Origin of the sequence: Nostoc sp., assembly GCF_036919615.1 — a bacterium.
In the GTDB taxonomy this organism is placed as follows: Bacteria; Cyanobacteriota; Cyanobacteriia; order Cyanobacteriales; family Nostocaceae; genus Nostoc.
On the sequence record NZ_JBALCN010000024.1, the window covers coordinates 12,511 to 37,473 of the forward strand.

The following is a 24,963-nucleotide window of genomic DNA, read 5'->3' on the forward strand; positions in this document are numbered from 1 at the left end:
TAGCTCTGTATCTACCCTCTTGCGCTAAAGTTGCAAATGAACGTGCATCTAAAGCCAGGAGGAAAGAGTTGTGAAAGCAATTTTGATGACAGCAGCTGGCAGTCCGGAAGTTCTGCAAGTACAGGAAGTGCCAAACCCTACTGTTCCTGTAGGTAATACTGAACTATTAATACGTTTAGTGGCGGCTGGCATTAACCCTATTGACACTAAACTTCGTAGCCGAGGCACTTTCTACCCCGATCGTCTGCCGACAATTTTAGGATGTGATGGTGCAGGTATAGTCGAGGTGGTAGGTGCTAGTGTTCAGCGTTTTCGCCCAGGCGATGAAGTATATTTTTGCTATGGTGGGTTGGGCGCACACCAAGGAAATTATGCTGAATATACCGTTGTGGATGAGCGGTTTGTGGCACGTAAACCCGCGTCTATCTCCTTTGCCGAAGCAGCAGCAGCCCCTTTAGTATTAATCACCGTCTGGGAAGCTTTATATGAACGGGGACGATTGGAACCTGGGGAACGGGTTTTGATTCATGCGGGTGCTGGTGGTGTCGGTCATGTAGCAATTCAATTGGCGAAACTCAAAGGTGCTACTGTTTCTACCACAGTCAGTTCTGAGGAAAAGGCTAATTTTGTCAAACAACTCGGTGCAGACCATGTAATTTTTTACAAACAAACAGACTTTGTGCAAGCAGTATTAGATTGGACTGGTGGTGAAGGCGTAGACTTAGCTTTTGATACCGTAGGCGGCGAAACCTTTCACAAAACTTTCCCCGCAGTGCGAGTATATGGCGATATTGTGACAATTCTCGAACCAGATGCCAATACTGTTTGGAAAACTGCTAGACTACGTAATCTCCGCATTGGTTTAGAATTAATGCTAACACCAGCATTGCTAGGATTAGAGCAGAGCCTCCAACACCATGCAGAAATTCTCGAACAATGTGCCACCTGGATCGATGAAGGCAAGTTAAAAATCCACGTTAGTCACAAGTTTCCCTTGAAAGAAGCAGCTAGAGCCCACCAATTAATTGAAAGCGGGTCTGTGGCGGGTAAAATTGTTCTGCTGATTAGCGATGAATGATCGAACAATTTGCATAATTTATTTTTTCAACGCATAGGCACGCAGACGTTAAACGCAAAGGTACAAGGAAAGGTCTCTTTGCGCTCCTTTGCGTTCCTTTGCGTTTTATCAATTCTTCTCCTCTTCCTCTCCCTACCTACTTTGGCAGCACAGGCACAACCAGAGCGCACACCCTTAACCCTAGAATTATTACAAGCGCGACTACGCACACCGATACTCCGCGAAGGAAATTTGACTGTAGATTTGCAGAAGATGGTGATTGATTTACGAGCAGAGAATGCTAGCTTTCGTGATGCTTTTTACCAACTACTACGAAAAGAACTAGGTGCAAAACCTCTGGGTTTAGACCTCAGCTATGCCCTGATTTTGGGGGATTTTGTCGGTAGCGATTTGGGTTTAAGAACACCCTTATATGCTCAAGCGATGTCTGGCGACAAACCCTTCTCTACAAGAGGCGTCTGGGCACCCATTTTCACAGCTACCGAACAAAAAGAACTAGAACGTTTACGCTTGGTTTGTCTGGAGTCACTCGCGATCCCTTTACCCAACTCCAAAGATTGTCGATCGCTTTTGGCAACTCAGTCAACTCCATCAAGTGAAATCGCTGTCTTTCGTGGTGTCTTGACACTGATACAAACTCGCTTCAATGGCGAAGTGAAGTTCTCTAATACATTTTTCCTTCAGTCTGTGGATACCCAAAACGCCACTTTTCTTCAATCCACTAACTGGACTGAAACTAGATTCAGTCGTCCTGTCAGCTTTAGCAGTGCTAACTTCCAGCAAGCAAGCATTTTTCAAGGCAGTATTTTTTTTGAAAAAGCTAATTTTAAAAAAACCAAATTTCAGGAACCTGCTAATTTTCAAAGCAGCATATTTGAAAAGACTGTCAACTTTAACCAAGCAACTTTTAAGCAGTTGGCTAAATTTAGTAGTGTGCAGTGGCAAGGAAATGCTGATTTTTCTGATGTGCGCTTTGCCAATCAAGCACAATTTACTAAAGCGAATTTTAATCAGTTCCTCCTTTTAACAGAAGCGACTTTTGAGCAAGCTGTGAGCTTCCGGGAAGCGGAGTTTAACCAATCTGTAAATCTGCAAGGGGCAAGCATTCTCAACCAAGCAGATTTTAGTGATGCCAGATTTGCTACAGAGGCTTGTTTAAGCGTACCTGGTTTAACTTTTAACTCCAACCAAGCAAAAATTTTAGGTAATCCTGGTCAAATTGGTAAGATGTTCTGCATCCCAACATTGCAAGGTAATCAAAATATCTTGCGGAATTTGGGGCAAAATTTCCGTCAGCAACAGCAAGTTGCTGATGCTAATGAACTAGAATTCACAAAACAACGACTGCGATTAATAGAGTTGGGGCGTCGTCTCACAGCTATAAATATTAATAGTGCAACTGTTGCAAGTTTGATTAACCTGGGTTTTTCTACAACTCAAGCCGAAGCGATCGCCCACCGCCGTCTGTTAAAATCATTTCGCAACAGCACTGAGTTACTCACCTTAGCAGACATCGATTTAGAAAAATATACCCAACTGAGTAATCACTTAATTGTTGGTGAATCCCTTTCCATCGGTGACTGGTTACTGCAAGCTTGGAGTTGGTTGGCATTAAGTGTATTGCTGTTGTTGAGTGGCTATGGTACGAATTTTTGGTTAGTGTTTGGCGTGGGAGGAGTTGCGATCGCTTATTTCGGCTTACTATTTTGGCTAGTGGATCGCTATCGTCGGCTACATCCCATACCAATTATTCCTACATCCTACGAAACCATTTCGATATTAGTCAGTTTTAGCATTTTAGAATTCTTGAGCTTACTAGCTATCTTTGGTAATGCTGAACAACCTTGGCTGACATTGGGGTGTCTTTTAATTATTATTGTCCCCGTTCCAATGGCTTTATTAATTAGACTTTACCAACAAGGTCGTTATCACGATTTAATGGACGTTTCTTACTTCACAGAAGACGGCACATTTCGTCAGTTACGATTGTTGATTGGACGTTTACCAGTGATACCAAGAAATGAGACATTTCGGGAACGATATATGCCTTTGTTGTGCGATCGCCGTTGGAACTGGCTCAACTACTATGATTTTAGCCTCAATAACTTACTTAAATTAGGATTTAACGACATTCGCCTGCGAGACGAACACTTACCAGGTATCATCTCTGCACTTGCTTGGTATCAATGGAGTTTGGGTGTAATTTACATCACGCTAGTTTTGTGGACACTTTCCCGCACAATTCCAGGATTGAATTTGCTGATTTATCTGAAGTAGCTTACCACGCGGTTAGATAGCGGCAATGAATTCATTAACTGTAAACCAAGTTCTGCACGAACTTGAAGGCAAGTTGTGATGTCTGGCGACAAGCCTCTACGCATCCTTAATATTTTCGATGGCTTCTTCTCTGACCTTGACTAACACAACCAGGTATACTGGGGCACTCGGAAATTCAAACTCTGGTTTCCTGTGCTTTCTAGAGAAAGATAGAAGTTACAATCAAAATCATGAAGCCAATGCCTATAGGACTAAATGACTATGCGAATTAAGCAAATTTCTGTCAGTGGCTTATTTGGAATTTTTGACCATGTGATTCAATTGAACATGAATGAACGAATCACCATTATTCATGGCCCAAATGGTTTTGGAAAAACAGCCATATTAAGAATTTTGAATAGTTTTTTTAACTCTCGATACGCAGACTTGAGAGCTATACCGTTTAGAAATTTTAGAGTTGAATTTGATGATACTACTATTGTTGAAATAATCAAAAATTCTGAGAATGTAGAAGACTCAGAAACGAATAATATTGGTTTCAAGTTTTATAAACATGATTCACAACCATTTTATTTTGCTTTAAAGCAACTAAATACTCGTTCTGATAGAGAAGTTTTTATTAGTTATGGCTCAGATGATATGATACGAGAAAGCGAACAAATATATCCTCTACTATTCAGGAATTATTTTACTGAAAGAACTCTTTCTTCAGAAGACTCTGAAGAGGTTTATGATGGTTTATCTTCTTTAAAATTGAAGTTAAAAAAAAAACCTGATTGGCTAGAAAAATTGAAAAGCAATATTCCTATTCGCCTCATTGAATCACAACGGTTGCTTAATTTTGTTCCTAACCGTTCTTCCAAACGGTCTGCTGAAACACCTTCAATGTTATCCACTGTATCTGCCTATTCTGATGAACTTGCTAAACTGATGCAAGATAAATTTAAGGAATACGGTACAACATCTCAATCTCTTGACAGGACTTTTCCAGTTAGGGTAGTTAAGCAACAGCCATCCACAGATTTAACAGATGAACAACTTCGTCATCAATTAAACGAACTTGAAGCGACTCGCTCTCGTCTCATAGAAGTAGGTCTTTTGGATAAAGATGAAGATGCAGAATTTCAAATTCAGCCTCAAGATATAGATAAAAGTACTAAAAATGCTTTATCAGTATATGTTGAAGATGTGGAAAAGAAGCTGAGTGTTTTTGCTGAAATTGCAAGTAAAATTGATTTATTAAGGAAGATTATTAATAATAAGTTTGCCTATTCTTATAAAGAGATAAACTTTAGTAAAGACAAGGGATTCGTTTTCACTACACTTTACAATTCCTCTTTATCTGATTCAAAAGCTCTTTCACCGACAGATTTATCATCTGGTGAGCAACATGAGTTAGTTCTTCTATATGAACTACTATTTAAAGTTCAACCTAACTCTCTAGTTTTAATTGATGAGCCGGAATTATCTCTTCATGTAGGATGGCAGGTTCAGTTTTTAAAAGACTTGCAAGACATTACACAGCTTGCAGATTTAAATATACTAATGGCTACTCATTCACCAGATATCATTCAAGATCGCTGGGATTTGACGGTTGAATTGAAAGGGCCACAAAAGTGAAAGATTTTCTGACAGTTGACCGTGTTGCTAACCAAATACGATTACGAAGAAGCACATATACTGGAACTTTTTTATTAGTGGAAGGAAGTTCTGATAAAACTTTCTATCAGCGATTTGTTGACAAATTAGTTTGTGAGTTAGTCGAAACATCAGGAAAACCCTCAAGTAAGCAGTGTGCTATTGACATTTTAAAAATTTTGGAACAATCAAATTTTCAGGGAGTTTTAGCGATTGTCGATGCAGATTTTGATCGCCTTGAAACTTTGTTATACACCAGTAATAATCTGCTCTGCACCGACAGCCATGACCTTGAAACTATGCTGATTAACTCACCAGCATTTAACAAAGTACTTGCTGAGTTTGCTTCTGAAGAGAAAATTGGCAAATTTAATCGAGACGTAAGATCAGTATTACTTGAACTTGGAATATCGGTAGGTTATTTGCTTTGGATCTCTAAGTGTGAAGGACTAAACCTAACCTTTGATGGTATTAAATTTAGCAAGTTCCTTGATGAGCAAACTTTGCAAATTGATGAAATCAAGCTGATTCAAGAGGTTAAGAATAAATCCCAAGCTTACTCTTTGAAAGACGAAGATTTGCGAGAACAGCTCAAGACTCAGAAAAGCAATAATCATGATCCTTGGTAAATCTGCTGTGGTCATGATTTGGTAGAAATTCTGTCCATTGGCTTACGCAAAGTGCTTGGCTCTAATAAAGCTGCTGATGTTGAACCGAATAGTCTTGAGCGTAATTTGCGGCTTGCTTACGAAGAAATCTACTTTCGCCAGACACAACTCTATTTGGACATTCGTACATGGGAAAGTAATAATCAACCATTTAGGGTTTTGCGGAATGACACATAATACCAAATTCTTAAACTATATATAGTATTGTTATTTTTTACACACCAGCGGTTGAAGAGTGTTGGTGTTGGTAGAAAATTAGGCGATCGCACTACAAAGTTAAGTTAATGCATCGGCTTGCATTGTAAATGCGGCGGCCGCCTTGTTAATACATCGGCTTGCATTGTAAATGCAGCGGCCGCTTTGTTAATGCATCGGCTTGCATTGTGAATGTATCGGCCGGCTTGTGAATGTGTTGGCTTACATTGTGAATGCGGCGGCCGCCTTGTGAATGCGTTGGCTTGCATAAACTAACCTGCTCTTTCTCTAACTTTGTTTTAAACTGTTGCGTTTACAATTTGCATTTTTTTTAATTTGGGGAAAAGCTTTAAATCCTCTTTACCATCCTGCTATTCGTGCACTCAGCCGTTTCCTCAGTTTCAGCAAAGAGTGACTGAGGAAAATGGATCGCCAGTTAAATCATTTATCGATTTCGGGAGATGTTGAAAAGATTGTCTGTGGAGCGCATTCAATTCCTACTATCGTTGATCAGATACAATCTTAGTCAAAAAAGGAAGCATACAAGGCGCTAAAAATATTCTTGAAATGCCTCCCAAATAGACTTGTCAGGTTCAGGATAATTAGCTTTGAATGTTGCAATTTGAGCAGTTCTTGTCTGGGCAGATTTTTGCAAATATGATTGGCGATCGCTAAACTAAAAGTCAGCCCAGATTCGGTCAACCTAAGTTCGCAACTAAACTTTTGCTTCCAAAGACTTGAGTAACTCGGTATTCACACCCGACTCACGAGTCAGAGCAATTTTGCCAGTGCGGGCGATTTCTCTCAAACCAAATTTTTGCAACACCTGCATGATCGCTACCATTTTACCTGGATCTCCCACAACTTCTAAGGTGAGAGAATCTTCCGCCACGTCCACGACTCGCGCCCGGAAAATTTGAGACAGTTCGATCACTTCTGAGCGATTGCTGCTACTAGCATTCACCTTCAAAAGCATCAATTCCCGCTCTACGCAAGGAGTTTCGGTAATGTCCTGTACCTTAAGGACGTTGACTAATTTGTACAGTTGCTTGGTGAGTTGCTCGATAATGCGATCGTCACCAGGTATAACCATCGTAATTCGAGAGACTCCTCCTTGTTCAGCAGGGCCAACAGCAAGGCTTTCAATATTAAAGCCGCGACGCGCAAATAAACTAGAAATGCGGGAAAGAACACCCGCCTCATCTTCTACCAGAACTGAAAGGGTATGTTTCATCTTCGCCAACAGAGGCTAGAGCAGGAATTGAGTAACGCAGACACTAGCTAACGGCTACGCTAGACGGACTACCGCACTAAAAAAGTTAGTGCGACCTTCTATTTTAAACTTAATAGTTGCACTCATTGCATTCCTAGAGAAAAATTGGGCACAAATCATACTGCAAGCAGGAATTTGACTGAATGCACATCTTTTTATTGGCAGATGCGGTATTTTTGTAAAGCCTTTATACTCAGATTTGATAAGCCTCTAATCGGAGAAAAGTTTTTATGGGTTGGTTACAAAGATTATTTGGAATGGAAAAACCTGAAAATGCAGAAGTAAATCCAACTGCACAGGCAATACCGGAAGCTGAGACTAGTAACGTTGCATCTAATTCTACGCAATCCACACCACCAGAACGCGTGGGATTAAACGGAGAATATGACCAAAGTGGTTTAGCAAAGCGGGTAGCGTTGGCATTTGATGAAGACCCCCAACTCGAGGATGTTAATTCCCTTTGGGTTGCTCAGACAGGCAGTACTGTAGTATTGAAGGGTATAGTTCCCAGTCAAGAAATTCTCAACAAAATGATTTCTGTAGCCAATTCGGTGAATGGGGCTACAGATGTTGACACTAACCAAGCGACGATTGGCTAGGTGTTAAGGAATTAAAATTAAGAAATTCAATCGTGGTCAAGGTACTAGCTGACGCGATCGCTCCCATTGCATAATATTCAGGGAATAACCAACGGTTAGCGATCGCCAACCCGTCTCTCAATCCAATCTAAAATAGCTTGGTTTACTTGTTTTGGAGATTCATCATGGGGACAATGCCCTACATTCTCCAAATTCAGCACTTCCAACTTCTTGTTGTACTGGGCAAATTGGCTAGCTAAGGCTGGGGGAACAAACCGATCTTTTTCTCCCCAAATTAATAACATTGGAATTGTTAAGGTTGGTAATACTTTCTTGACACTGGGACTAAAGTTAATCCCAATCGCAGCTTTGAACAAAGCACTAAAAGCCCTAGCAGAACCACGGTCTTGGGGAGGTTCTGCTAAAATTTCTATGAGTTCATCGTTAATCGCCTCTGGATTAGCGTAGGCAAGACCTACCCAGCGACGCAGCACCCCAGGACGGCGCACGAAGTTAAACACAGGTTTAAGAATCAACGGCGAAGCAACAATATTTTTAATTGCTCTGACGACTGGTTGCAGCACAGGCGGGATTGCTTCTTGCTCTAGTGAAGGGTCGGGTAAACTCATCATCACCATACCCCGCACCATGTCGGGGTGAGTGGCGGCGGCGGCCATAGAAATCAGTGAACCGTTGGAATTGCCTATTAATATTGCTGGTTCACGGATAAATGTTTTCCAGAAATCGTAAACCTGCTCAACCCAGAATTCGATGCTGTAATTAGCAGCGGCTTTTTCAGAAGCGCCAAAACCCAACATATCGATGGCGTAGACTGTGTGATGTTCACCCAACACCTCTAAATTATGTCGCCAATGACCAATGGAAGCGCCAAAGCCATGTAGCAATATCAGGGGTGTTGTTTTGTGGTGATTTTGGCTAGGGCGAATGTAAGTGTAGCGGGTTTGCCAGCCGCGCCAAACCCAATCCCTTTGATTACCAACCCGTTCCTGCCAGTGTAGTGTAGTGGTCACAGTCCCCTCTAATTCATCAGCGTGAAATTCTATTATAAAACTTTGATTTTTTACCTTATGTGGAAAAACCAAGCAAAACCTAACCCCCAGCCCCTTCCCTACAAGGGAATGGGAGTAAGATTCAAAGCCTCTCCTCTCTTAGGCTGCGGTGTACACAGATATCTGTGCAAAACCAAAATCGTTGTAGATCCTCCTAAATCCCCCTTAAAAAGGGGGACTTTGAGAAGTTTCTGCCCCCCTTTTTAAGGGGGTTGGGGGGATCAAAAGTCTATGGTGCAACTCTAGAAGACTTGTGCGTACACCATACTAAGAGGGGAGAGGTTTGGAAAGAGGTTAAAACTACTTCCGTAACTTCTCAAGCTCTGCATCTGTAAACGGATTCTTCCCCGCCCGTAAATCTTTCACCCAGCGCTGCCGTTGTGCTTTACTATCTTAATCCTCAGCCTGGGCAATGTATGCGTCAAAGTCAGTAATCGCTCCTTGGGTGTTGTCTGTCAGCGCCTTCGCCAGTCCACGACTGTCACGATTATTGCCCTTTTCGTTTTCAGGAGCAAGGGCAACGGCTTTGTCACAGGCAAACATGACATCAGTGGCTTGTTTTTGTAAGCTACCGTATCGGCAAAGTGAGTTCCAAGAGTTGGCAGAGATTTCAACTTTTGGATCTAACTTTTTGGCATCTGCGTAATCTGCTAGTGCTTCCTTGACATTACCCTCTTTCACAATTCTCTCTCCTTCACCAATCAAACGTTCCGCCTTTTCTTTGTTAGCAAACTCTTGAGCTTTTACCTTGGGGTTAAATTTTAAACTGGGATTCCATTTGAAGGCTGTGTGAAAGGTTGCAACTGCATTGTCAATATTGCCCTCTCTAGCTTCGTTTTCACCTTCTTGAACTAAAAACGGTGCTGCTGCTATTAAGTTAGATTTATTTTGGCAGACCTCTAGTGTTTCCAAGTCTTTAGGATTGATGACAAGATAATCATTCAGCCATTGACAACCGCGAGACAACAGTTCATCAAGATTGTCAACCCGCTACACCCGCGCGGTCTTGTCATCACTGGCGGTGAGAATGCGTTTGCCATCCGAGCTAAAACTGGCGCTGTTGACATAGCTGGTATGCCCTTTGAGTTCGGTGATTTGTTTACCAGAGATATCCCACACCCGCGCGGTGTTGTCATAACTGGCGGTGAGAATGCGTTTGCCATCCGGGCTAAAACTGGCGCTGTTGACATAGCTGGTATGCCCTTTGAGTTCGGCGATTTGCTTCCCGGAGATGTCTCACACCCGCGCGGTGTTGTCAGCTGAAGCGGTGAGAATGCGTTTGCCATCCGGGCTAAAACTGGCGCTGGCGACACGTTCGGTATGCCCTTTGAGTTGATTTTGCGTAGCCCGTCGTAGATATCGTTGTTTACAAGGTTATCTTGAGGTGGGTGCGGTAAATCAGTCATAAGCTAATCTAAATCTAGATTTGTCTACAGGTTTTGACGTTGAGTCAACCTATCCCGCCTTAATACTGATTGAGTTTGCCCGTAGTGTTGGGCTAAGTAAATTGATCAGCGGTTTTTGACTATAGATATTACTAGTACGCCACGGCGGAAATAGAGCAACCATTTAAAATCCCTAAAAAGCCCATTCCATAATACTTTTGACTTTTGACTTTTGAATGAGTGACTTTCGCCTTGCGGTACTAAGCTTACTGTCTGTAAGATAATATGTTACATGAATTTTGTTAGATGTCCTGCATCTGTGAACTTGGTGTTCTGGAGAGATGATGCTGCTCAATGCGATCGCCTACGGTGGGCGGTTACGCCATCGCAAAAAGTATTACTAAATAATTGTAATAATATTTAATATGAGTCTAGGTTGTGTAATTTAGATTAACTATTGCAAAGAAATTCTCTCAGAGTGAGTAGAATGACAAATACAACGACGCAACTAGTTTATGGATTAGCTACCCTAGAAGTGTAGACTATTTTTTCAGTTCTGAGTCAATTTCAGTATTTTGCCTTTGAGGCATACCAATTTAGACCACACCAAATCCTTCATTAAGAGCTCCTACAAATCATAATGCCTGTGATTGAGAAGAAAAGAACTCGCGATCTGCCCCAAATTAATGAACGAATTCGCTTCCCGAAAATTCGGGTCATTGACACTGACGGTGCCCAACTGGGAATTATGCCCCCACAGGAAGCACTACAACTAGCAGAAGAAAAAGAGCTAGATTTGGTGCTACTCAGTGACAAAGCTGACCCGCCAGTTTGTCGGATTATGGACTATGGGAAATACAAGTTTGAGCAGGAAAAAAAGGCGCGGGAAGCCCGGAAAAAGCAGCACACAGCTGATGTCAAAGAAGTTAAGATGCGCTACAAAATAGAAGAACACGACTACAACGTGCGTGTTAAGCAAGCAGAGCGCTTTTTGAAAGATGGTGATAAAGTCAAAGCTACTGTGATGTTCCGGGGTCGAGAAATTCAACACAGCGACCTAGCAGAAGATTTGCTCAAGCGAATGGCAACGGATTTGGAGCCATTTGGTGAGCTTCAGCAAGCGCCAAAAAAAGAAGGGCGAAACATGATGATGCTCATCTCACCCAAAAAATAATCCTCTAACTGTTTAATAGACCAAGTTGGAAAATCCCCTGACTTTTAGCTAGGGGATTTTTTCATTTTTCGTTTGGATGCAACATCCGCCCCTACCTCTGAGATCGTTTAAATTTATCTAAAATCGATAGTCCTGAAGCCTAAGTGGGAAACATAATACTCAGTTGCTCAGGACTTTTGCTATTTCCAGGGGATGGGGGATGAGGGGGACAAGGGGGACAAGGGGGACAAGGAAGTATTTCTTCCCCTGCTCCCTCTGCTTCCTCATCTCCCCCTGCCTCCCCTGCTCCCCCTGCCTCCCCTGCTCCCCTGCTCCCCTGCCCCCTGCCTCCCCTGCTCTCTACTCGCCCATTGCGCGGTGATACTACCAGAAAATAAAACTGCATGGAACTGAAAAATCACTGGTTGGCTGCAAATAAAGTTGCTTTACCACGACTACTACAATGGGTGAATCTCCGACCAGAGGAGAGCGAACGGACTCAGATAATGTTTGTTTTTTATACAACTGTATCTGTAGGGTTGCGGTGGGCAGAGGACAGTACAGTGGCGCTGTTTTTAGATGAATATGGGACTAACCTACTGCCGTGGATGTATATTGCCAGTGCCGTGATGAGTGCAGGACTGGTTTTTTTATACTCTTGGCTGCAAAAGATTTTTCCCTTACGCCGGGTGATTGTGGCGATCGCACCTTGCATGTTAATGCCATTAGTTTTATTAGTTGTATTACGTTGGGGAGCGCACTTTTCCTATCTGGCAGTGATTTCGGTATTTCTGCTGCGGCTGTGGGTAGATGCACTTTATGTGGTCAATGACCTCAACACCTCCATCGTCGCCAACCAACTATTTAACATTCGGGAGATTAAGCGGACTTACCCACTGGTGAGTAGTGGCCTTTTAGTAGCAGATGTAATTAGTGGTTTTAGTTTGCCTTGGCTAGTGCAATACACCACGCTAAATAAGATCATCCTCATTGCCTGTGTAGTGATTTTATTCGGATCGGGGATTTTATTCTATTTAACTCATCACTATCGAGCTGCTTTTCCTGAAACCCCACAAAGACTAATTTCTGAAGAACAAGCCTCACGAGCGCGTTTTCTCAAAAGTCCGCTGAAGCGCTATGTCTGGCAGTTGTTTGCTTTTGTGGGTCTGTTGCAAGTCATTGGGTTGTTAATAGATTTTCAGTATCTGCGCGAACTCCAATCCAATTTGAGCGACCGAGAACTTGCGAGCTTCTTGGGTCTTTTTGGGGGGATATTGGGACTGTGTGAGTTGTTGTTGCAGTGGTTTTTTTCCAGCCGACTCATCGAACGGATGGGGGTATTTTTCACAGCCACACTTTTACCAATCACCGTAGGCTTTTCCCTACCAGGAGTGCTGGTATTCCTGCATTTAATTCCAGCCATACAATCGCAAAGCTTTTTCTGGGGTCTGATAGTTGTCAAATTCTGTGATGAACTTCTGCGCTACACCTTTGTCATGAGTAGCGGCCCCATCCTGTACCAACCGATTCCAGAGGGAATTCGCAGCCGGATGCAGACTTTATCTGGCGGAACCGCTGAAGCGATCGCTACAGGTTTGACAGGAGCGCTAATTTTTGTAACTCTATTGTTTTGTGGGCAGTTTGTAGCCGAACCACTGCAAAAATGGGTGTTGGTAGCAGAAACAATGTTGATAGCTGGCACCTGTTTAACAGTAGTTTGGGAATTGCGATCGCGCTATGTTGAGCTGTTAGTCTTGAGTGTGGCACGGGGTCACCTGAGTGCAACGAATGTTGGCTTACGATTTTTTAAGCAAGGGGTAGTCAAAGCTTTAGTAGAAAAAGGCAGTGAGGCTGATAAACGCTCTTGCATTGAACTTTTAGCCCAAATTGATTCCCTTGGATCTGCGGAAATTTTAGCACCTCTACTAGTCAAGTTAACCCCAGATTTGCAGCGCCAAAGTTTAGAAGTGATGCTGATGGCAGGTGCCAATCTCGCTTATCTAGCCGCCATTCGTCCTTTGTTAGAACAACCCCAAGATACTAACCCCGAAGTTTTTGCCTTAGCGCTGCGCTATGTTTGGCTGGCTGAACCAAATCCCAATTTAAGCCTCCTAGAAGGATACCTCAACCCTCGCCAAAACTCACTCATCCGCGCCACTGCCGCCGCTTTAGTCTTACGCCAAGGAACGCCAATGCAAAAGGTAGCAGCCACCCAAGCCATGCGCCGGATGTTAACTCATAAGCAAGAATGGGAACGGGTAAATGGAGTCAGAGCACTCAGAGAAGCAGTTTATTTGCAGGCGCTGCGGATTCACATCCCGAATTTATTACAAGATGAGTCGTTACGAGTGCGCTGTGCCGTATTGGAAATGATCGCTGCAACGCATTTAGAAGAGTACTATTCGGCACTGATTGCAGCACTTTATTACAAATCAACTCGTAGTACAGCAATATCAGCCCTAATCCGATTAGAGAATGAAGCTCTAGAAATGCTATTACAGTTGGCTATCAATATTTACAAACCAGAAATAGTGCGGATGTATGCTTGGCGGACTATTGCTCAAATAGGCACCCAGGAAGCATTGGAGACTTTATGGAAAAACTTGGAATCATCTTGGGGAACTACCAGGGATCATATTCTCCACAGCTTACTAAAAATACACAAACAACCAGGAATTACAGGTTTAGTAGATCGGTTTTATGAAAGTCAGGTAGAAAATTTGATAGAACAAGAATTAAAGTTTTTAGGTGAGATTTACGCCGCCTACATAGACTTTAAAACATTAGATCAAAAAGAAAATTATCAATCAAGTGAGAGGATTGTGATTGTCTCTGAATTACTGCAACGCGCCCTTCTAGAATTAGAATTGGATGTCAAAGAGCGGTTGCTACTGTTACTGAGACTGCTTTACTCGCCAGAAAAGATGCAGGCAGCAGCATTTAATCTGCGATCGCTCTCAGTGGTAAACTTAGCGCGGGGCTTAGAAATCTTAGAGCATACCGTAACTCTGTCTTCAAAGTCTCTGTTGCTGAATACTTTGGATAACCGACCGCAGGCAGAAAAATTGCAACATCTTGTAGAAGCCAAGATATTAAAATATGAAAATATGGTAGTTAGCGATCGCCTCCACAGATTGCTGATGTTGGGTAACTTGCTTTCTGACTGGTGTCTAGCTTGCTGTTTCCATTTTGCTCAAGTGACTCGCATCCGACTGACAAGTTCTGAGATTTTAATGAGTTTGCGTCATCCAACTGGCTTTGTCAGAGAAGCTGCGATCGCATACTTGCATCTGGTTTCACATCGTGTTCTCCGGCAAATCTTACCCCAGTTACAAAAAGATCCACATCCTCTGGTGGCTGCTCAAGTTAAAGAGTTACTCGAAAAATACCAGTTTAAAAATTACAATTGAAAAAACCTCTGCTGGAATAATTTTGTTATTTCTATAGAGGTTCTCAATTGCATAGAATACAGACAATTCGTAGGTGCACAGCATTGCTGTGCCCTTATTGTGTATTGCATCCAAACGATAACCGCTATATTGCTGCTAAAATACCATTTTCAAAAATCTTGACAACCTCTGAATAGCCTATAGGGGTGTACATCTGTACGCCCTTACCAATGTATCTGTATCTTGACTCTTTTGTTAACCTGTAAAGTGAAGTAAAAATTCAAAGAATATCAGAAACAGTCATGTACGTACTCATAGGTGGAGCAGGCTTAGTGGGCTTAAGTTTAGCCCAGAAACTGGTAGAACTGGGGCATACTGTTGCCGTTATTGATATTGATCCTACCGCTTGTCGCTATGCCCGTGAACAAGTAGGAGCAATGGCTTTTGAAGGCAGTGCAGTTAGTACAGAAGTATTACTGGAAGCTGGGATTCGCAAAGCCGGCTCTTTGGCAGCTGTCCTCCGCAGTGATGCCTTAAACTTAGCAATGGTAACTCTTGCTAAACACTACGGTGTCCCCCATATTTTGAGTCGGATGCGCCACCCCGATTTTGCCGAACCGCTGCGGATAGCTGGAGCTAACCATATTATTAGTACTGTTGAGCTAGCGGTTTCAACAATGGTAAATGCCATTGAGTATCCACAAGTGGAATCAATGATGCATTTTGACCAGGGACAGATTGAGGTTCTGAAACTTTCCATTCCAAACAATTGCTATGTTGCTGGTCGTAGCCTTGCCGAAATTGCTCAGGATTCCCAATTCCCTACAGGTTCACTAATTATTGGCTATCAACCTCATCCCCACCAAGACTTAATGATTCCTAACGGCAGTACAATACTGGAACCTTATTCAACTGTGCTGATTGTGACTAAACCAGGATCTTTACATCAAGTCATTGATTTTATTGACCAAAAATGTTGAGTGCAGTCCCTATCTAAACTCTTTATTAGATGGGGTTAGCTACAGATGTATAAAAAATGGGTGTAAATAGTTTTAATGAAGCCGTATCCACATCTTTATTTAGCGATCGCTATTATTTTTCTTGCATCTTGTAAATCAACAAATATTCCACCCAAGTCACAACCCGATGCCACTCAAGCAACTCCATCTCAAAAAATAGTGACGCTGGATAAAAATTTTAAGATAGCTAGCGGTCAAACTGTTTATGTTCCTGTCTATTCTCATATCTATCATCACAATCGCCAGGAGATTTTCGAGTTAGCAGTTACGCTCAGTATTCGGAATACAGATTTGACCAATCCGATGATCATTACTTCTGTGCGCTACTATAACTCAGATGGGAAATTAGTTAAGCAGTATTTGGAGCGCCCTATTCAACTTGATGCACTAGCTTCTACAGATTTTTTTATAAATAGAAATGACACGACTGGAGGTTTAGGCGCAAACTTTATTGTCGAGTGGGTAGCCCAAACAAAAATGTCTGAACCTATAGTGGAAGCAGTGATGATTGGTACTGACTTTCAACAAGGAATTTCTTTTATCAGTCCTGGGAGAGTCATCAAAAGTCAAAACAACTAAGTAGTTAAACTAAAAAAATAAACAAAGTAGGGTGTGTTAGGCAAAGCTGTAACGCACCGTACTAGCATCATAAGGCTAAAATGATGTATTAAAAATCTCTGGAAAATTCAAGCTTAAAAATATAATCCAATTTTTTTATTGCATTATTTTAGCCTTGCCACTTTACTACACAGATTTTACATTTTATTTTGTTGACTTTTGCAAAATTGAGATGCTCTCGATAATTGATTTGTGGTTCCAAATAATCAACCAGGATTTTTTTTAGATGTCTAATCATCTTCTAGTTTCAGCAATTGCTCATCAAGAGTTTGTATCCGCTCACGCACAATTTCTTCTGAGAGAATTCGCTTCCGCATTGCCTCATTGAGCGCTCCTTTTTCTGCCAGTAGTAAACGGCGACGAATGGCATCAAGTTTACTGCTGTTGCCACTTTTGCCTGACAACTCATCAGGGCGACGATTAAAAAGTTCTCGCAGTGTCTTTTCTGCACCGGCAATTCGTACCTGATAAGCTGAACGCATCTCTTCATAAACGGCTTTTGGTAACACCCCTGATTTCAACAAGCTATCTAATTCATCCTGTGCGGCCTTACCTGTCATCAGATGGGCTTGCAATTCTTCAACCTGTTGTTGAGTCTCTGAAAATTTAGATAATTTTAAACGTTTTACTACCCAAGGCAAACTTAAACCCTGTCCGACTAACGACACCAGCACACTGCCGAAGACTATAGCTATCAAGACTTCTCGCCCTGGTAATGTAGTGGGTAAGCTCAATGCCAGAGCCATTGAGAGTGAACCTTTGATGTTGCCTAAAAACAGTAAATGTTGCCAGCGCAGTGGAATTGGGCGGTCAAACCAACGAACCACTGCTAGGAGTGGATAGACCGTAAGAACTCGCCCGACTTGATAAGCTAAAACTGCAAGTAGAATTGCAGGTAAAGTCCTCCAGAGCGTTACCAGGTTTATTTCTACACCAATCAATAGAAAAATAAAGGTGTTGACGGTAAAACTGGCATATTCCCAGAAACTCAACAAGGTGATGCGACTAGAAGCAGAAGTATTGCCAGAAAGCCCTAAATTCCCAAAAATTAATCCAGCTACAACTACGGCGACAGCACCTGATACATCTAGAAATTCTCCAGCCTGGAAAGTGCCTAATGCAACTGCTACCGTCAGTAATAGACTACTAAGGGGATCATCCAAACGGGCGAATACAGGTATGCTCAAGTAGCCTAAGACTAACCCCACCAGGCAGCCTCCTATAGAGATAAATAGGAATTGTTGGATTCCCTGTAGTAAGGTGAGTGAACCTGTCGAATATACTTGCAAAACCAGGTTAAACGTAACTAGGGCAGCAGCATCGTTAAATAGGGTTTCTCCTTCAACGATGGTGGAAAGCCGGGAGGGCACCGGTATTTCCTTAAAAATGGCAATCATTGAAACTGTATCAGTATTTGCCAGCATTACTCCTACAAATAAGGCAGGTATCCAACTCAGTCCCAGTTCAAATTTCAACAGGACGGCAATAATACCACTGGAAAGCACAGCCCCTGGCCCAGCTAGAAGGGCAATTGGTTTAAAGGTGCTACGTAGGCGGCTGACATCTGTATTAATACCAGCTTCAAAAAGTAAAATTGGCAGGAAAAGATTCAAAACAAGGGTTGGATTTAAACCAATCGGACGAGATAATAGCTCAGTGATGGGCAAACCTGCTAATACTAAACCCACAACATAAGGAATTCGCAACCGCCGGGATAGCAAAGCTACACCTGTAGCAACGATTAGGAGAATAATTAAAACTTTGACTAATTCTGTAACATCCACTATTGCGTTTTGGAAAGTTAGTTTGACTTGACTGATAGATTCTCTCCTCATTTATGCCAAATTAGCAACTTTAGCGTGTGGATTCGGAACGTTGAATTTCCTCCACTTAACCAATTTCAAAAATTAGAGTGAATGGTTGCCCGATCTCTGGCTTGATAAATTCTTCTAATAACTCTACTTGCCAAGGTGTGACAGGTTCTCTTGCCCAGAGGCTCAAACGGACTTCTGGGGGATTTGTCAAGCAATTGGTATTACTGTTATGGCGTTTCTTAATCACATTAGGTACATCATAGTCCCCTCCTCGCTTGCTCTTAGCCAGTACCTCGCCACCATAGCTGGGTAATCCCACTAGCCAACCCAAAGTAAAATCGATTGGGAGCATCTCACCTTTGCAAATATACTAGGCGATTAGAAATTGCGGCTACACAAACTTTCGTCCGCCTACGCAAACTCAAAGAATTTGAAACCCACCTCCGTGGGTAAAGTCTCGTATAACCAAGCCAGTGCGGTCTTAGGGCAACTGGCGTGCGAATTCCATTCGCCAAGGCAAACGTGTTTTTACACTCATTGAGATGCTCCCAAAGCGATCGCCGCCATCCCTGCGATCGCTCTCAATTAACATAACCCTTAATTTTTAACGCTTTTTAGGAAATGAAACAGCCCTGCCCTGAAAAAGGGGGGAAACGGAATCAAAGTCCCCCAATTTATCGGTGGATTTAGAGGGATCTATAACTTTTAATACCGACAAGAAAACTTTTAAAACATCCTCTAAGGAACTATTAATTAAGTAGGATTGCAAACTTATTTAATTTAATGATCAAGAAGTGTATATAATTGTGATACAAATTTTATTTTGAATTAACAATGGTAAACAAAAAAATCATCAAATATACTTCGAGAATACCTTTTCATTCTTCTTGGTTTATTATCGTTAGTTTTTCGGTTATTGGTTTAATAGGTATTCTCAACCATTCGATGTGGCGAGATGAACTAAATCCCTGGCTAATTGTCAGAGATAGTGAATCTTTGGGTGATTTAATTACAAATATTCATTATGAAGGTCATCCTGTTCTCTGGTATTTTTCTCTGGCAATTCTCATAAAAATAGTGGATAACCCTATTATTATACAAATTTTTCATTTGGCAATTACGGTTTTTTCCGTTGCTCTTTTTTGCCTATATAGCCCTTTTAATTATCAACAAAAATTTCTGTTTTCCTTTGGTTTCTTTCCTTTTTATGAATATCTTTTAATTTCCCGAAATTATGCCTTTAGTATGTTGTTCATTTTTGCATTCTGTACAATTTTTTCATCCAGAAAAATAACTTATGCTTATTTGGCAATTTTACTAGGTTTATTAGCAAATAGTAGTGCTTATGGTTTATTAGTATCACTTTCTTTATCATTGACTTTGCTAGCTGAATTTTGTTTTAATAGCGAACATCGCCAGCAGTATTTTAGTCAAAGCCAAAAATCAGACTTATTTTTAAGTATTTTACTTATCATATTTTCTTTCATTTTATCTATTTATATTATTACTCCTCCAACAGATAGTTATCTTCATGGTGGGTTAAATAATGGTTGGCTAATGCAATTAGATATCCGTCATTTGTTGAGAAGTATAGGGAGAATATTTGGTAGTTATTTATTAATTATTCCTGCACATAAAAGATGGCTGGATTTAATTGTTTGTGCAGTAATTGCTCTATTGATCGTAATTTTAACCTTGATTAAATTATCTAAAAAGCCAGTTACTCTCTTTTTCTATATTATAGGTACTTGTGTAATATTTGCCTTTACATACTTGAGATTTCTAGGTATGCCTCGGCATTTTGGACATTTTTATTTAGTTATGATAGCGGCTTTATGGCTGGAAACTTATTATCAAGAATCTACAGTTTTACTCAACAAGTTTTCTATTCGTCCAAATTTAATTATATTTGTTCAAAAATGGCATCATATCGCTTTGATGCTAATTCTTTATACACAATTTTTCGGAGGTATTTATAGTTTTTCAAGAGATTTAGTTGTACCATTTTCTGCAAGTCGAGAAACATCTCAATATATTCAAAAATCTGGGTTAGATAATGAGTTTATTGTTGCCAGCCGAGATGCGAATATGGCTGCTTTATCGGGTTATCTAAATCGAAAGTTTTACTATCCTGAGCTTCAAAACATGGGAAGCTTTACTCTATTTAAAAAAGGTCGTCAAGAGATCGAACAACCTGAGATATTAAGCCAAATTAATTATCTACTCAAAAATCAAGATGAGCAAAAGAAAATTTTGTTAATTTTAAATAAAAAACTGAATGTCAACCGCAATGATTTGAAGATTGTTCCGATTAAGGATTTTCAGAGAGGCTGGGTGGATAATGAACGATATTATCTTTATTGGGTAAGTAAGTAGGTGCGAAAAAACCCAATTATGTAAAGAAAAGTAAATACGGAGAATGCATCTACCGAGGTAACTGAAATATGGGTGCTCGTTTAAGGGTATTTCTTTCAAGTGAGCAAGACCGAACTTTGTTAAACCTTAGAACTGTGGACATAACACAGAAAGTCAAAGACCGAGCAGAAGTAATCAGATTAAATGCACATGGCTGGTACGTAGAAAAAATAGCTGCCCATTTTAATTGGACTCCACAAACAGTAAGAGGGGTTTTACATAAATGGCACAAGTGTGGACTGGAAGGGCTTTGGGAATTGCCTGGTCGAGGGGAAAACAAAAATGGACTGAAACTGACATTGTGTTTTTAGAGGAATGCCTCAAAAAAGAACCATGTACATACAATAGTCGTCAACTCACTGAAAAATTAGAACGTGAGCGCAATGTGCAACTGAGTCCTGACAGATTAAGACGGGTACTCAAAAAAAGGGGGTCAATTGGAAGCGCACCAGAAAGAGCCATAAAGGAAAACAGGACTCCGTAGTACGCGATCGCACTTGTTTGAAGTATAGCCACTTTTAAAAAAGCCCTCACTTTGCTCCGAGGGCTTTCCAATAATGTGTATTTCTATATCTGATACCAATTCACTAAAATTATGAAACAGATGTAAACCCTGAAAGGATTGCCATCTCTAAGTTTTTTAATTGCGAATTGCGAATTGCGAATTGTGAATTGGTATGACTAACATCGAAATGCACAAAATTGAGATTTTACCTCGAAAAAACCTTTAAGGATTCGTTTGAGTGAATTAAACTTAACCCGCCTGATAGCTTTAGTCACTTCTACCCACTGCCGTTTTCTTTGACTTGCTTCTGGATAATCTTCACTCAGCATGTCTACTGGTAACAAATACATCTTGACTTGGTAACTTTTGCCCCGTTTGCGGTACTTGTAAGTGCCCAGTTCATTAGCGTCTACCTGCCCAATCACCCCTGCTTCTTCCCACGCCTCTTTGGCTGCTGAATCAGGCGGACTCATCCCATTAGGAATATCTCCTTTTGGAATCACCCAGTGTTGAAAGTTACGGGTAGTAATTAGCAAGATTTCGACTTTACCGTTGTTCACTCTATAAGGAATCACCCCAGATTGGTTAAATACTTTGCTGACTTTTCGACTCATATAATTTGCATCCTGTACGGTCTAGCTTTTTTGTACAATGTTTACTTCAGAAAGTCGATACATAATATCGGATAAATTTTGGTTAATTTTAGGTTATCAAAAGATTAAAAAAATGCTTTTTTACCTATAATAGTTAATTATTCAAAGTAGGGATGCATAGTTGTGCATGAGTGTCAACTTAAGCTAAAACACGAGAGAAAATTCTCGTTTCTAACCTCTGGTTGCAAATGCATTAAAAGCAGCTCTGCCACAAATTCTGGAGGCGGCAGCCCCCGATAGGCATCAAGAGCCATCTGGGAACGAGAGAAAGCTTTTTCACTTACTGGCCTTCACGTTAAGTTGACATCAATGACATCTGTGTGCAATATCTGCAAACTTGCAGGGTATGAGAATCGCTAGGTTTGTAATCTTACAAATATAAAATGTGTATTCCTGATGACTGATTGACAAATGCGGCACTCTTCAAAACATCAGATATTCTGGCTTAATGCCAGAATATCTAGCAACCCTATTTGATTTATAAAAATCACAATATTCAGATCCTCAACTTCTTAGAGAAGTCGGGGATCTCATTGTTCACGGATGATTTAGGATTGCTATATGCTACCAATGTAACTAACTTGATTATTTTAGATTTTGGTAGATATACAGCGAAGATATTGTATTTAAATCTACTTTTTTTTGGTCATCTTCATCTTCATTAGTATTTTTAAACAAGACTGTAAACGCACCAGCACCTAACCTATCTTGAGGAAACATCCGATAACAAGGCATTGTAGTTAAATGTGACTGATATTTAGCTAAATTACTAATTCCCATCGCCTGAAACTGGGGAAAACGTTCCAAAAACCATTCACAAACTTGCTCATTTTCTTCGGGTGAATATGTGCAAGTCATATAAGCGAGATAGCCTTGTGGTGAAACAATTTTAGCAGAGTTAGCTATAATTCGCTTTTGCCGATTTGCACTCTTATTAATAGCTGTTGGGTGAAAACATCCGGGTGCTTTTTCACCTTTAGCAAGTAAAGATTGTCCAGTACAAGGAGCATCTACTATTACTAGATTGCTAGAGCAGGGAAACATTTTGGCAAATATACTCGAATCTCTATTAACCACTGCACTAGGGCTTATCTGGCAACGCTTCAAATTAGAAATTAGCATTCCCAGACGTTTGCCAATTACTTCATTACTGATGAGTAAATCTGGTTGTAAAGCTTTCCAAACGAAGATACTTTTACCTCCTGGTGCAGCACACATATCAAAAACTAAACGCACTGACTGAGGAATAGCTAACAAAGTAGTAGCCGCAAACACTGAAGAAAAATCTAAACAATAGAAATATCCTTTTTCATGCAAGGGATGCTGACCGGGTTTTTCTCCCAAATATAAGCGGTCTATAAATTGTGGTTGCCAATAGGTTGGTGTTTCCACGGTCAAAGGCAAAATTTCTGGCTTTTCTTGACACCAAAGAATACTGGGTGAAAAAGGCTGAGGATTGATTAAAGCCTCGATAAATTTTTCTTGATCATCTGGATTAGTGAACAAACGCCGTGAGATTTTAAGTAATAAGTTAGAAGGTTTTTCCATGTGGATATAATACAAACTTTAAATTATGTGGAAACAAAAATAATCTCTGAATTTCATAATTCGGAATTACGAATTAGTATAACTACGTTGTATCAGAGTCTAAATAAAACTGTTACACAAGAACAATGTAATTAAGGCTTTTGGCTTCATACTCAAAATATAATGACCGCCATTGGGATCGCAATGGCCAAGCTACCCCACTGCACCGGAGAAGGTCATGATCTTAGATAATTTTCCGCAAAAATTACGCAAAGAAGCACAACTATGGAGGGATGAAGGATTAATTAGTTCTTCGCTGTATGAGCAAATAGCAGAACGTTATCAATTTAAAAACCTGGAAGCTGCTGCACGCGATCGCAATAAAGCGATCGCGATTACTGTGGGTGGCATACTTTTATGCTTAGGCATAATTACCTTTGTAGCAGGAAACTGGCAAGGAGGGTCACGAGAAGTCAAATTTATTCTGCTGATGAGTTTGTTTTTTGCGATTGCTATCACTGGTTTTTACACCTGGAGACCACCTGAAGGAAAGAAGCCACAACGAAGTAAACGTTTACTGGGAGAGGGTTTACTAATTTTAAGTGCATTCATTTTCGGTGCAAATTTACTGCTGATGGCTCAGATGTTCAATATTGTCGGTTCAACTTCCCAATTATTTCTCGCCTGGGGGTTGGGTATTGTGGTGATGGCCTTCAGTTTGTGCTTAAATTCTTTAGGAATTCTGTCAATTGTCCTCGTGGAAATCGGGTATTGGACTGGACTAGAAGACTTGTGGTACTCTTCAGGTCAGTTCACTTGGTCGCGGCTAGTGGTGCAGCATATGCCTTTGTTGGCATGGCTGGTGTTTGTACCCTTAGCCTACTTCTGCCGATCGCGTTGGATTTTTGGTCTAGCAGCCTTTGTCTTTGCTAGTTCCTTACAAGCCAACCTCAATCCCCTGCCACTGCTAAATTATGTCGATATAGCCCCTTGGGTGGCATCTTTTGCTTTTGCACTCCCACCTGCATTATTCTGGAGTTATGATGACTTGCTCTTCCCAACCATAAATTACAGGGTGTTTCAATCCCTGGCTCGTAATTTAGCGTTGGTAAGCTTCGGCATTGTCTTTTATATCTTGTCTTTTCGTTGGGTTTGGGAATCTCCAAATTATAGTTATAATCAGTCAACGAATGTGACAAACTTGTTCGAGTCTCTGCCAATTATCGATTTAGGGATTCTCAGCGGCTTGGCAGTATTGCAATGGTTGTTTCTACTGCGCCAAAGAAATAACCCTCCGCGTCGGGAAGTGATTTTCACGACTGCTGTCATTAGTACCTTTCTTGTCTTTATTGCCCTAGTACCTTTTTGGCATCAAACTATCAGCCGGGTTGATGAACTTGGTGTTTTTATTTTCAATGTACTTCTAGCAACATTAGCCTGGGGACTAATTCAAGAAGGGTTGAAATTAAGCAACAGAAGTTCCTTCTGGGGCGGTATGCTGTTATTAACACTGCAAATTATCAGTCGCGTGCAAGAGTACGATACAGACTTACTTTTTAAGTCGCTGGTCTATGTCTTGTGCGGTTCTGCTTTAATTAGCGCTGGACTCTGGTTTGAACGCCGCCTACCTGGTGGTAGCTCTACAAGTAAGAAGTAGTGCAAAAGATCAAAGAAGTCATGCCAATTTTAGATTTTGTGAAAAGTTCTG

The 24,963-nt window shown here is 41.0% G+C and carries 22 protein-coding genes and 1 pseudogene; 15 read left to right on the top strand and 8 right to left on the bottom strand.

The window, feature by feature from the left end:
• Nucleotides 1-70 precede the first annotated feature (70 nt).
• The 5 genes from V7K48_RS08465 (at nt 71) to V7K48_RS08485 (ending at nt 5,838) form a co-directional block, all read left to right on the top strand.
• The gene (locus V7K48_RS08465; RefSeq protein WP_335071386.1) at nt 71-1,078 is read left to right on the top strand and encodes a zinc-dependent alcohol dehydrogenase family protein; all 1,008 of its coding nucleotides are present in this window, start codon (nt 71-73) and stop codon (nt 1,076-1,078) included.
• Nucleotides 1,079-1,087: 9 nt separating this feature from the next.
• Nucleotides 1,088-3,355 carry a pentapeptide repeat-containing protein gene (locus tag V7K48_RS08470; protein WP_335071388.1) on the top strand — a complete coding sequence of 756 codons (2,268 nt, stop codon included), beginning with the start codon at nt 1,088-1,090 and terminating at the stop codon, nt 3,353-3,355.
• Between the two features lie 261 nt (nt 3,356-3,616).
• A complete protein-coding gene (locus V7K48_RS08475) occupies nt 3,617-4,975 on the top strand; it encodes an AAA family ATPase (protein WP_335071391.1) in 1,359 nt (452 codons plus the stop codon).
• Complete coding sequence (locus V7K48_RS08480) at nt 4,972-5,622, top strand: DUF4435 domain-containing protein (protein WP_335071397.1); 651 nt, start codon at nt 4,972-4,974, stop codon at nt 5,620-5,622. Before V7K48_RS08475 ends, V7K48_RS08480 begins: the two co-directional genes overlap by 4 nt.
• Nucleotides 5,623-5,640: 18 nt before the next feature.
• Complete coding sequence (locus V7K48_RS08485; protein WP_335071399.1) at nt 5,641-5,838, top strand: hypothetical protein; 198 nt, start codon at nt 5,641-5,643, stop codon at nt 5,836-5,838.
• A gap of 733 nt (nt 5,839-6,571) precedes the next feature.
• Here V7K48_RS08485 and ilvN read toward each other — a convergent pair.
• Nucleotides 6,572-7,090, bottom strand: a complete 519-nt coding sequence (ilvN, locus tag V7K48_RS08490) for an acetolactate synthase small subunit (protein ID WP_335071401.1) — start codon at nt 7,088-7,090, stop codon at nt 6,572-6,574.
• A 269-nt stretch (nt 7,091-7,359) separates the two neighbouring features.
• Here ilvN and V7K48_RS08495 point away from each other — a divergent pair, with 269 nt between their 5' ends.
• Nucleotides 7,360-7,728 (top strand): phospholipid-binding protein, encoded by a 369-nt coding sequence (locus V7K48_RS08495; RefSeq protein ID WP_335071403.1) that lies wholly within the window; start codon nt 7,360-7,362, stop codon nt 7,726-7,728.
• On the opposite strand, the gene V7K48_RS08500 is transcribed toward V7K48_RS08495, so the two are convergent.
• From V7K48_RS08500 to V7K48_RS08510, 3 genes are all read right to left on the bottom strand, one after another.
• On the bottom strand, nt 7,706-7,849 hold the full coding sequence (locus tag V7K48_RS08500; RefSeq protein ID WP_334970514.1) for a hypothetical protein: 144 nt from the start codon (nt 7,847-7,849) through the stop codon (nt 7,706-7,708). The genes V7K48_RS08495 and V7K48_RS08500 overlap by 23 nt on opposite strands.
• On the bottom strand, nt 7,824-8,738 hold the full coding sequence (locus V7K48_RS08505; protein WP_335071405.1) for an alpha/beta fold hydrolase: 915 nt from the start codon (nt 8,736-8,738) through the stop codon (nt 7,824-7,826). The genes V7K48_RS08500 and V7K48_RS08505 overlap by 26 nt, the downstream gene beginning before the upstream one ends.
• Nucleotides 8,739-9,170: 432 nt before the next feature.
• A complete protein-coding gene (locus V7K48_RS08510; protein WP_335071406.1) occupies nt 9,171-9,743 on the bottom strand; it encodes a tetratricopeptide repeat protein in 573 nt (190 codons plus the stop codon).
• On the opposite strand from V7K48_RS08510, the gene V7K48_RS08515 reads away from it, so the two are divergent.
• From V7K48_RS08515 to V7K48_RS08540, 6 genes are all read left to right on the top strand, one after another.
• The gene (locus tag V7K48_RS08515) at nt 9,726-10,040 is read left to right on the top strand and encodes a hypothetical protein (RefSeq protein WP_335071408.1); all 315 of its coding nucleotides are present in this window, start codon (nt 9,726-9,728) and stop codon (nt 10,038-10,040) included. The genes V7K48_RS08510 and V7K48_RS08515 overlap by 18 nt on opposite strands.
• A 414-nt stretch (nt 10,041-10,454) precedes the next feature.
• Complete coding sequence (locus V7K48_RS08520) at nt 10,455-10,586, top strand: hypothetical protein (protein ID WP_335071410.1); 132 nt, start codon at nt 10,455-10,457, stop codon at nt 10,584-10,586.
• Nucleotides 10,587-10,802: 216 nt separating this feature from the next.
• Nucleotides 10,803-11,336 (top strand): translation initiation factor IF-3, encoded by a 534-nt coding sequence (gene infC, locus V7K48_RS08525; RefSeq protein WP_334819963.1) that lies wholly within the window; start codon nt 10,803-10,805, stop codon nt 11,334-11,336.
• Nucleotides 11,337-11,719: 383 nt separating this feature from the next.
• The gene (locus tag V7K48_RS08530) at nt 11,720-14,725 is read left to right on the top strand and encodes an MFS transporter (RefSeq protein ID WP_335071412.1); all 3,006 of its coding nucleotides are present in this window, start codon (nt 11,720-11,722) and stop codon (nt 14,723-14,725) included.
• Between the two features lie 281 nt (nt 14,726-15,006).
• Nucleotides 15,007-15,684, top strand: a complete 678-nt coding sequence (locus V7K48_RS08535) for a potassium channel family protein (protein WP_335071414.1) — start codon at nt 15,007-15,009, stop codon at nt 15,682-15,684.
• Nucleotides 15,685-15,759: 75 nt separating this feature from the next.
• The gene (locus tag V7K48_RS08540; protein WP_335071416.1) at nt 15,760-16,302 is read left to right on the top strand and encodes a DUF3124 domain-containing protein; all 543 of its coding nucleotides are present in this window, start codon (nt 15,760-15,762) and stop codon (nt 16,300-16,302) included.
• Between the two features lie 269 nt (nt 16,303-16,571).
• On the opposite strand, the gene V7K48_RS08545 is transcribed toward V7K48_RS08540, so the two are convergent.
• A complete protein-coding gene (locus V7K48_RS08545) occupies nt 16,572-18,125 on the bottom strand; it encodes a cation:proton antiporter (protein ID WP_335071493.1) in 1,554 nt (517 codons plus the stop codon).
• A gap of 106 nt (nt 18,126-18,231) precedes the next feature.
• Nucleotides 18,232-18,381: pseudogene (locus V7K48_RS08550) on the bottom strand (TIGR00341 family protein); the annotation flags it as partial.
• A gap of 608 nt (nt 18,382-18,989) precedes the next feature.
• On the opposite strand from V7K48_RS08550, the gene V7K48_RS08555 reads away from it, so the two are divergent.
• Together V7K48_RS08555 and V7K48_RS08560 are read left to right on the top strand one after the other, a co-directional pair.
• Nucleotides 18,990-20,531 (top strand): hypothetical protein, encoded by a 1,542-nt coding sequence (locus tag V7K48_RS08555; protein ID WP_335071418.1) that lies wholly within the window; start codon nt 18,990-18,992, stop codon nt 20,529-20,531.
• A gap of 68 nt (nt 20,532-20,599) precedes the next feature.
• Nucleotides 20,600-20,881 carry a helix-turn-helix domain-containing protein gene (locus tag V7K48_RS08560; RefSeq protein WP_335071420.1) on the top strand — a complete coding sequence of 94 codons (282 nt, stop codon included), beginning with the start codon at nt 20,600-20,602 and terminating at the stop codon, nt 20,879-20,881.
• Between the two features lie 370 nt (nt 20,882-21,251).
• Here V7K48_RS08560 and V7K48_RS08565 read toward each other — a convergent pair whose 3' ends face one another.
• The gene (locus V7K48_RS08565; protein ID WP_335071422.1) at nt 21,252-21,689 is read right to left on the bottom strand and encodes an NUDIX hydrolase; all 438 of its coding nucleotides are present in this window, start codon (nt 21,687-21,689) and stop codon (nt 21,252-21,254) included.
• A 624-nt stretch (nt 21,690-22,313) separates the two neighbouring features.
• Nucleotides 22,314-23,276 (bottom strand): RsmB/NOP family class I SAM-dependent RNA methyltransferase, encoded by a 963-nt coding sequence (locus tag V7K48_RS08570; RefSeq protein ID WP_335071424.1) that lies wholly within the window; start codon nt 23,274-23,276, stop codon nt 22,314-22,316.
• A gap of 217 nt (nt 23,277-23,493) precedes the next feature.
• Between V7K48_RS08570 and V7K48_RS08575 the strand changes: the two genes are divergently transcribed.
• On the top strand, nt 23,494-24,912 hold the full coding sequence (locus tag V7K48_RS08575) for a DUF2157 domain-containing protein (protein ID WP_335071426.1): 1,419 nt from the start codon (nt 23,494-23,496) through the stop codon (nt 24,910-24,912).
• The last annotated feature ends 51 nt before the right edge of the window (nt 24,913-24,963 follow it).

What these genes read in the sequence shown, in the direction of transcription:
- V7K48_RS08475 (WP_335071391.1), top strand. Translation starts at nt 3,617, where the DNA reads ATGCGAATTAAGCAAATTTCTGTCAGTGGCTTATTTGGAATTTTTGAC.
- ilvN (WP_335071401.1), bottom strand. Translation starts at nt 7,090, where the DNA reads ATGAAACATACCCTTTCAGTTCTGGTAGAAGATGAGGCGGGTGTTCTT.
- V7K48_RS08495 (WP_335071403.1), top strand. Translation starts at nt 7,360, where the DNA reads ATGGGTTGGTTACAAAGATTATTTGGAATGGAAAAACCTGAAAATGCA.
- V7K48_RS08520 (WP_335071410.1), top strand. Translation starts at nt 10,455, where the DNA reads ATGAATTTTGTTAGATGTCCTGCATCTGTGAACTTGGTGTTCTGGAGA.
- infC (WP_334819963.1), top strand. Translation starts at nt 10,803, where the DNA reads ATGCCTGTGATTGAGAAGAAAAGAACTCGCGATCTGCCCCAAATTAAT.
- V7K48_RS08530 (WP_335071412.1), top strand. Translation starts at nt 11,720, where the DNA reads ATGGAACTGAAAAATCACTGGTTGGCTGCAAATAAAGTTGCTTTACCA.
- V7K48_RS08535 (WP_335071414.1), top strand. Translation starts at nt 15,007, where the DNA reads ATGTACGTACTCATAGGTGGAGCAGGCTTAGTGGGCTTAAGTTTAGCC.
- V7K48_RS08540 (WP_335071416.1), top strand. Translation starts at nt 15,760, where the DNA reads ATGAAGCCGTATCCACATCTTTATTTAGCGATCGCTATTATTTTTCTT.
- V7K48_RS08555 (WP_335071418.1), top strand. Translation starts at nt 18,990, where the DNA reads ATGGTAAACAAAAAAATCATCAAATATACTTCGAGAATACCTTTTCAT.
- V7K48_RS08560 (WP_335071420.1), top strand. Translation starts at nt 20,600, where the DNA reads ATGGGTGCTCGTTTAAGGGTATTTCTTTCAAGTGAGCAAGACCGAACT.
- V7K48_RS08565 (WP_335071422.1), bottom strand. Translation starts at nt 21,689, where the DNA reads ATGAGTCGAAAAGTCAGCAAAGTATTTAACCAATCTGGGGTGATTCCT.
- V7K48_RS08570 (WP_335071424.1), bottom strand. Translation starts at nt 23,276, where the DNA reads ATGGAAAAACCTTCTAACTTATTACTTAAAATCTCACGGCGTTTGTTC.
- V7K48_RS08575 (WP_335071426.1), top strand. Translation starts at nt 23,494, where the DNA reads ATGATCTTAGATAATTTTCCGCAAAAATTACGCAAAGAAGCACAACTA.